The following is a 5322-nucleotide window of genomic DNA, read 5'->3' on the forward strand; positions in this document are numbered from 1 at the left end:
GTTTTATTATATTAATTGGGGTTTAGCTATTATGAGTAAATGTATTTTTTTATTTGCAACTCTATTTTTTGTTGTACAATTTAATTGCATATATTCTTATCCTGAGATAAAAAGTTTTTCAAATAAAGATCCTGTTTTTTATGATCTGAGAAAAAAAATTGTTAAATATAATAAAAGAGAAAATGTTCCTTTGTTTATTTATTTATATCGAGTAAAGGAAGGTGATACTTTTTTTAGGATTGCGAATAAATTGAATGGTTGGCAGGCTAGTATTGCTACAATTAACATGTTAGATTCTCCTGTTTTAAAGGTAGGACAAGAAATTTTATTTCCCAGTAAGAAAGGTCTTTTTATCTTTAATAGTAGGGAATATAGATTTAATAATTTACTCTTAGCAACAAGGGATTTAAAAAAAGCAGAGAAAGTAAAAATTAAGAAGAATAATAAGATTTATGAGTTTTATTTTTTTGATTCGATTGAACAACCAAAATTAAGTTTTTTTTCAACCACAGAGATGCTTTTCTTTTTAAATTCTGATTTTATTTTCCCTTTAAAGAAATTTATCATAAGTTCTGATTTTGGATTTAGACCAGATCCTTTTACTGGTGTTAAAAATTTTCATACAGGTATAGATCTTGCAGCGCCGATTAACACTTTGGTTTTTTGTTCAGCTTATGGTGTTGTAGGTTTAGTTGGGTTTAATAATGTTTATGGTAATTTTGTTGTTGTTGAACATAAAAATAATGTTAAATCTCTTTATGGACATCTTAATTCTTATGTTGTCAAAAGGGGGGATATTTTAAGAACAGGAGATATTATTGGTAAAGTAGGACAAACTGGTAGATCTACAGGGCCTCATTTACATTTTGAAATATTAAAGAGAGATGATCCTATTAATCCTGTAACAATTTTAAAGTAAACATAATTGTATTATTAAATTGTGTTTATTATTATGTTATATTTTAAGATAAATTAAATATAAGGGTGTAATTTTTTGCTACACTTTATTTAAAAGATTTATTTAATATGTTTCGACTTGATATATTATTGTTACTATTGGAATTTTTTTAGTATAAAAAATATACACCATCAGATAATGGCTATATTGTTTGATATTGATTATTTATTAATAGTTAATGTATTTTATATTCTGTGATTTTATTGTGTAAAGTTTTTCTTCCAATTTTAAGTATTTCAGCACATTTACTTTTATTATTCTTGGAATGAAGAAGTGTTTGTTTTATGATCTCTTTTTCTGCTTCTTTTAAGCTTATTCCTATTGGTAGTGTTATATTAAATGATTGATTTGTGTTGTTTTTAATTTTAGGGGGTAGATCATCTTTAACAATTTGTTTTCCTTTAGATAGGATTAATGCACTCTCAAGTACATTTTTTAATTCTCTGATATTCCCTGGCCAATCATATGCATAAAGAGCTTTTAGTGCATCATTTGAAATACTTTTTTCTTCTTTATTATTTTCACTTGCAACATCTTTAATTAGTATTTTTGTTAAATTTGGAATATCATCTTTTCTTTCTCTTAATGGTGGAATATTTATATTTATTATATTAAGTCTATAAAATAAATCTTCTCTAAATTTTCCTTTTTGAATTTCTTCTTCAATATTTTTATTTGTTGCTGTTAGTAACCTAATGTCAACTTGCATAGTAGTTTCTCCGCCTACTCGTTCAAAGGTTTTATTTTGCAGTACTCTTAATAATTTTACTTGTACTTCAGGTGATACTTCTACTATTTCATCTAAAAATATGGTTCCTTTATCTGCTAGTTCAAATCTGCCTTTTTTTTGGGAAATTGCACCTGTGAATGCTCCTTTTTCATGTCCAAAAAGTTCACTTTCAAGTATGCTTTCAGATAGTGCGGCACAATTGACTTTAATAAAAGGTTTGTCGTTTCTATTTGATAAATCAAATATTGCATCTGCTATTACTTCTTTTCCAACACCGCTTTCTCCAGTTATTAGAACAGATGCTTTTGATTTTGCAATTTTCTTTACAAGTTCTAAGATTTTTTGCATTATAAGTGATTTTCCAAATATTTCTTCGTAATAGCTTAAATTTTTTCTTATAATAATGTTTTTTTGTAATACATTTTGTTGTGTTTTGTCATTCCTTTTTTTTAAAGCTCGCTTGATGATTAATAATAGTCTTTCAAGGTCAACAGGTTTTGTTAAAAAGTCATAAGCACCCTCTCGCATAGCATCAACAGCTGAATCTACAGTGCCGTGTGCTGTAAGAATGATAAAAGGTATATTTGGATTTCTATCTTTTACAATTTTTAATAATTCTTCTCCTGATATTTGAGGCATTCGAAGATCAGATATTATAGCATCGATTTTTTCATTTTGAATTGTTTCAAGAGCTTCTTCGCCATCACTAGCAGTAAATACAAAGTAACCCTCTTCTTCAAGATAAGTTGCTATTCCTTCTCGTATGTTTTTTTCATCATCTGCTACCAATAATTTACTCATTTTCTAAACATCCTTCAATTAAGATTTTGCCTTTATTTAATTTTGGAAGTGTTATTGTAAAAGATGTTCCTTTCATTTCTTTACTTTCTACAAAAATTTCACCACCATGTTCTTTCACTATTTTATAGGAAATGGTAAGTCCTATACCACTTCCATTTTCTTTTGTACTGAATTGGGGTTTAAATATATCGTCTTTTGTTTCGTTTGTTATTCCATTAGCGTTATCTTTAATAGAAACATAAATGTTATCTTCATTTTCATGAATAGATATTTCTATTTTTTTTATTTTTTTATTTGATTCAAGTAATGCTTCTTCTGCATTTTTTACTATATTAATAATTACTTGTCTTATAAGTTTTTCATCAATTAATACAAAGCTTACTTTTTTTAAACTAAGTATAAATTTAATATTTTTATTTTTTAATTCTGGATTTAATAAATTATATACACTTTTTATAATATCTGAAATATCTTTTTTTTGTGGCATTATTTTTATTGGTCTTACTGTTAATAAGAAATCTGTTACTGTTTTGTCCATTCTATTTATTTCTTCTTTAATTATTTTAAAGTAATGATTTGTTTTTGTACTTTCGATGTTTTGTTTATCTATTTCTTTTTTAAGGAGTTGTAAATTTATATCAATTGCTCCTAGAGGATTTTTAATTTCATGTGCTATGTTTCTTGCATGTCTTGTAAATGCAGCTAAAGCCTCAGCTCTTCTAAAGAGTTCTTCTTTATGTTTTTTATCTTTAATGTCTTCAATTAAAATGATATTTCCTTCAAGTTTTTGATCTCTTACATATGGCATAAATGATATTTTGATATATATGTTTGTTGAAATTTGTACTTCAAATCCTATTATTTTATCTTCATTTGTTGCTAGTTCTTCTATGAGATTTGTTAGTGTTGGAATTGAAATATCTTTAAGAGTTTCTAATTTATATTTGGGGCTTATAGATAGAATTTGAAATAACATTTTGTTTAGATAAATTATGTTGTTGATTTTATCAAGTACCATAATGCCTTCATTAATAGATGCGAAAATACCATCATATATTTCTATTTTTTTATAAATATCTTGTATGAATTTAAGTTTTTGGTCACTTGATAATTTATTTAATTTGGTCAATGTTTTTTTTAAAAATTTGCTCATTAATCCTCATAATGTAACATTAGATTTTCGATTATTAATTTTTTATTTTGATTGTAAGGATTATATTTCATTATATATTTTAGATATTCTAATCTTTGTAAGTATGTGTTTATATCTAAATTTTGGTTTAAAAATTCATTTCTAAGTTGGCTTGTAAGTTCTTCTAAAAATAGACTGAATATGTTGTCGTCTTTTATGAAATTAGTTGAACTTAGATTAAATATACTTTGCTTTTCTTGTATGACATTTAAAATTTTTTTGACTTCTTCTTGTAATTTGGTATGTTCTTCGCTATTAAATGATTTAAAATATTCTTCTATTGTAAGTTTGTCATTTTTTTTAAAAGTTTCCTGAAATAAACTAATTTCAAATTCTCTGTTTTCTTTTTTGAATTTGTATATTCTAAGTCTTGATAAAATTGTTTTTGGAATTTTATTTTTATTTCTTGTGGCTAAAATGAAATAGATATTTGGAGGTGGTTCTTCTAGTATTTTTAATAATGCATTATAGACATTAAAATTAAGGTTTTCAATTGTATTAATGTAAATTACTTTTATCTTATTTTTTTCAGATAGTACCCAGTATTTAATTTTTCTAACATCCTTAATTGTAATGTTAAAATTTATCTCTTTAATTATTTCTTCAATTTTATTAATAAGTTCTTTTTTTGTTATGTCATTGTATTGATTGTTATAGTAGACATCATTGATAAAATTGATATTTGTTTCTATTTTTTTTAAATTTTTGTCACTACTAAAGTTGTATTTTGCAAAGATAATATTTTTAACATATTCTAGATATCGATTTATAACTTCGCTTGATGTTGAGCTGAGATAAGCTTTTGCTTCAACTACATTAAGATCTGAGAGAATAATTAAATTAGGATTTGTTAAATTTTTTGTGTTTAGAATTTCTTTTGCTAGTGCAATTGCAGTTGTTTTTTTAAAAGAAAATCTTTCTCCCCAAAAAAGCATTGCATTTGCTAAATTTTCTTTTTTATATTCATTAATTATTGTTTTAGCTATTTCAGGTAATATTTTCATATTTTTACTTCTCTTTGCTATGTTTTTGATATTTTAAATAGGTAATTTATTCCAGGATTGAGATATTCAAGAAAGTTACTTCCTTCTAAGAAATAGTTAGGATTAAATATTTGTTGAGCATGAATTATATATACTACAATTGCTATTATTCCAAAAGCTTCAAGTAAACCAAGTACAAGACCAAGTATTCTATTGAAAAATAGTAATTTAAGATGACTTATTATTGATTCAATTAATGCTTGTAAAATTAAAAATCCTATGTGTATTACTAGAAAAAATACTAATAGTGCTTGAACATATGACAAATCAAGGATTGGCGATATTAATATCTTAAAATCATTAGTTTTATTGTAAAGTAAAAATATTAAAGTAAAAATTTCGACAAATCCAGTAATTTCTTTAATAAAACCTCGTAAAAATCCTCTGAGGCCTAATGATGTAAAAATTATTATTATTAATATGTCAACTACGCCTGTTATTTTAAAAGGATTGTTTATCATTGATGTCCTCAAATTCCTTTAATAATAGATTGGATATTATACTTGATGAATCTTGATTGTGAAATTTTTTTATATTCTGTTTTATTATATTAAATTTTTCTTTATTATCTAAAATTTCTTCTTATCAAGTTTATGAA

5 protein-coding genes and 1 pseudogene (1 of these 6 running past the window's edge) are annotated in these 5322 nt (G+C 24.6%); 1 reads left to right on the forward strand and 5 read right to left on the reverse strand.

Features of this window, described 5'->3' with window-relative positions; genetic code table 11:
• Nucleotides 1-31: 31 nt before the first annotated feature.
• Nucleotides 32-919: a LysM peptidoglycan-binding domain-containing M23 family metallopeptidase gene (locus BN1173_RS03905; RefSeq protein WP_040236770.1), complete on the forward strand. Its 888-nt coding sequence runs from the start codon at nucleotides 32-34 to the stop codon at nucleotides 917-919.
• Nucleotides 920-1133: 214 nt separating this feature from the next.
• On the opposite strand, the gene BN1173_RS03910 is transcribed toward BN1173_RS03905, so the two are convergent.
• The 5 genes and pseudogenes from BN1173_RS03910 to murG all read right to left on the reverse strand — a co-directional run.
• On the reverse strand, nucleotides 1134-2489 hold the full coding sequence (locus BN1173_RS03910; protein WP_014696575.1) for a sigma-54-dependent transcriptional regulator: 1356 nt from the start codon (nucleotides 2487-2489) through the stop codon (nucleotides 1134-1136).
• Nucleotides 2482-3642 carry a two-component system sensor histidine kinase NtrB gene (locus tag BN1173_RS03915; RefSeq protein WP_014696576.1) on the reverse strand — a complete coding sequence of 387 codons (1161 nt, stop codon included), beginning with the start codon at nucleotides 3640-3642 and terminating at the stop codon, nucleotides 2482-2484. Before BN1173_RS03915 ends, BN1173_RS03910 begins: the two co-directional genes overlap by 8 nt.
• Nucleotides 3642-4685, reverse strand: coding sequence for a DNA polymerase III subunit gamma/tau (locus BN1173_RS03920; RefSeq protein ID WP_040236766.1), 1044 nt, complete (start codon nucleotides 4683-4685; stop codon nucleotides 3642-3644). The genes BN1173_RS03915 and BN1173_RS03920 overlap by 1 nt, the downstream gene beginning before the upstream one ends.
• Before the next feature lie 17 nt (nucleotides 4686-4702).
• Nucleotides 4703-5185, reverse strand: a complete 483-nt coding sequence (locus tag BN1173_RS03925) for a CvpA family protein (protein ID WP_040236768.1) — start codon at nucleotides 5183-5185, stop codon at nucleotides 4703-4705.
• Nucleotides 5166-5322: pseudogene (murG, locus tag BN1173_RS03930) on the reverse strand (undecaprenyldiphospho-muramoylpentapeptide beta-N-acetylglucosaminyltransferase) (it continues 954 nt past the right edge of the window). Before murG ends, BN1173_RS03925 begins: the two are co-directional and overlap by 20 nt.

It is taken from the genome of Borrelia crocidurae, assembly GCF_000825665.2.
GTDB lineage: Bacteria > Spirochaetota > Spirochaetia > Borreliales > Borreliaceae > Borrelia > Borrelia duttonii.